At 60.2% G+C, this 2,223-nt stretch carries 3 protein-coding genes; 1 reads left to right on the top strand and 2 read right to left on the bottom strand.

Going from position 1 to position 2,223, the window contains the following annotated elements:
• Window positions 1–24 precede the first annotated feature (24 nt).
• Both DBR23_RS23965 and DBR23_RS23960 read right to left on the bottom strand, forming a co-directional pair.
• On the bottom strand, window positions 25–1,458 hold the full coding sequence (locus DBR23_RS23965) for a TolC family protein (protein WP_108499795.1): 1,434 nt from the start codon (window positions 1,456–1,458) through the stop codon (window positions 25–27).
• The gene (locus tag DBR23_RS23960; protein WP_100409524.1) at window positions 1,455–1,772 is read right to left on the bottom strand and encodes a hypothetical protein; all 318 of its coding nucleotides are present in this window, start codon (window positions 1,770–1,772) and stop codon (window positions 1,455–1,457) included. Before DBR23_RS23960 ends, DBR23_RS23965 begins: the two co-directional genes overlap by 4 nt.
• Before the next feature lie 145 nt (window positions 1,773–1,917).
• Here DBR23_RS23960 and DBR23_RS23955 point away from each other — a divergent pair.
• Window positions 1,918–2,223: response regulator (locus DBR23_RS23955; protein WP_146191429.1), on the top strand; the 306-nt coding region annotated here is incomplete at its 3' end.

Genomic DNA, 2,223 nt, shown 5'->3' with positions numbered 1-2,223 from the left:
TTCATGTTGGTTTCCTTGAGGGGATCAGTGGCCTGCACCGGCTTCGGCAGCGGCTGCGCCACCGCCCGAGACGCCAGCGCTGGTGGGCTTGCCGATGAGAGAGGCCTGAAGGGCGGCGTCCGCCAGCCAGAACTGCTGTTCGGCGTTCAGGGCCGCCATCACCGAGTTCACCTGGTCGCGGGAGTCGGCAAGCAACTCGAAAACGCTGATCAGCATCCCGTTGTAGCGAAGCTGGTTTTCTTCGGAGATGGTTTTCCGCAGGGGAATCACCTCGTCGCGGTGGTGACGCGCGATGTCATATGCAGTGCGGTACGCGGAGTAGCTCTCCCTAAGGTTCGAACCCGCCGCGCGTGCGGTTGCTTCCAGGCGGTTGGCCGCAGCCAGGGTCTGCGCATTCATGGCGTCGCGCCGCATTCCACCCCAGTCGAAGATCGGCAGCTGCAGGCTGATCTCGAAGCCGCGCCGCGTGGAGTGGGTGTTCTCGGCGGCATCAAAGACAGAGTCGCGCCGCACGCCCAACTCGATGTCTGTGAAGGTCGTGATCCTGTTCCAGCCTTGCGCGCGTGCAGCTGCGTCGTAGTCAGCCTTCGCGATCTGCAGATCCAGCCGACCCTTCGAAGCCTGACGGCCAGCGTCCGATGGAGACAGCGGCTCCTTGGGAAGTGTGGGAAGGCGTTCAGGCAACTTGAGCTGTTGGGCTTGGCTATCGTCCAGGCCTAGCAGCCGCACCAGCTCCTCACGGGCTGCCGTGACCTGGTGCTGCGCACTGGCAAGCTGGGTCGCAGTGTCGGCGTAGAACGCTTGCTGGCGCACACGATCGAGCTTGTTGAAATTGCCCACCGCCTGCATGCGCTTGGCCAACTCAGCGCTGGCTTGAGCACTTGCGACGACCTGTTGGGTGTATGCCAGTGTCTGTTGCGCGGCGACAGCCCGGACCCAGGCCTGACGTACCTGCGTGACTTGGTCCACTACGTCGCTGCTCAGGCGCAACTGGGTCTGCTTGATGCGCTGCTCGGCGATGCCTTTGCGTGTCGGCAAGGTCAGCAGGTCCAGCAGGCCGAAGGACAGGATGCGGCCGATCTCCGTCTCGCTGCCCAGGCGAACGCGCTCCAGGCTCAGAATGGGGTTGGCAATGCGACCCGACTGGGCTGCCGTAGAAGAATCTGCCCAGTTTTGAGCCACGATGGCTTGCAGGGACGGGCTATTGACCAGAGCGAGTTGAACGGCATCCTGTTGACTGAGCGGTTTGGCCAACAAGTCCGAGGCACGCCGGCGCAAGGCCTCTTGCTCATTCTTGGCTCGGGCCAAGGTGAGTTTGCCGTCCGTGAAACTGCTGGTTGCTGCGTTGGCGCTGGAGATGTTTTGCTCCAGGTTCACGCTGGCACAGCCAGACAAAACCGCAACTGCGGCAACAGCGATCACGAGTTTGGCGCGGGGCATACGCAGGGGGCGGCTCATTGTTTGCCCCCGTGGTGTGCGTCATGGCCTTGGGCTGGTTGGTCCTGGCCCGCTGCGGGTGCGGACTGGCGCATTTCCTTGGCATAGGCCCGCCATCCTCCGATTTCACCCACTTTGTCGTTGGCGGCCTTCCAAGGCTGTACGGATTGCTCCTTGTAAACCTCATAGCCCGTGAGAGCTGAACGGTACGAGAGTTGGTAATCCACCTTCTCGGAGGCACCGTCCGGCATCTGAGCAAGTGCCAGAGAAGGTGCCAGCAGTGCTGCGGCCAGCCAGGGGATTGAGTTAAGTCGTGAAAGCCAAGAATTTCTCATAGATTCACCATGCGTTTTGATGCAACGCATTGTGTGAGTTATTGGCTTCCAAAGACATAACGGCTTGATTACATATTTGTCATGTTCAAGAAAGGCAGAAATCTGCAGGCACACTGGCGACCTCTTGCAGAGCCAAGGAGGTCTCGTGAAGATACTGATCGTTGAGGATGAACTCAAAACCGGGGAATACCTGCGTCAAGGCTTGCGTGAAGCAGGATTCAACGCAGATCTGGTTCACAACGGTGTCGATGGCCTGCGTCTGGCTCAAGAGGAAGACTACGATCTGGTGATCCTGGATGTGATGCTCCCTCGGATGGACGGCTGGCAGGTCCTCACCAATATGCGTCGCCGTGGCCTTGAGATGCCCGTGTTATTTCTCACGGCAAAGGACCAGGTTCAGGATCGCGTCAAAGGCCTAGAGTTGGGCGCAGACGACTATCTGGTCAAGCCG

This window comes from Acidovorax sp. HMWF018 (assembly GCF_003061035.1).
Taxonomy (GTDB): Bacteria; Pseudomonadota; Gammaproteobacteria; order Burkholderiales; family Burkholderiaceae_C; genus Acidovorax; species Acidovorax delafieldii.
This window is presented reverse-complemented; position numbering and strand designations above follow the sequence as displayed.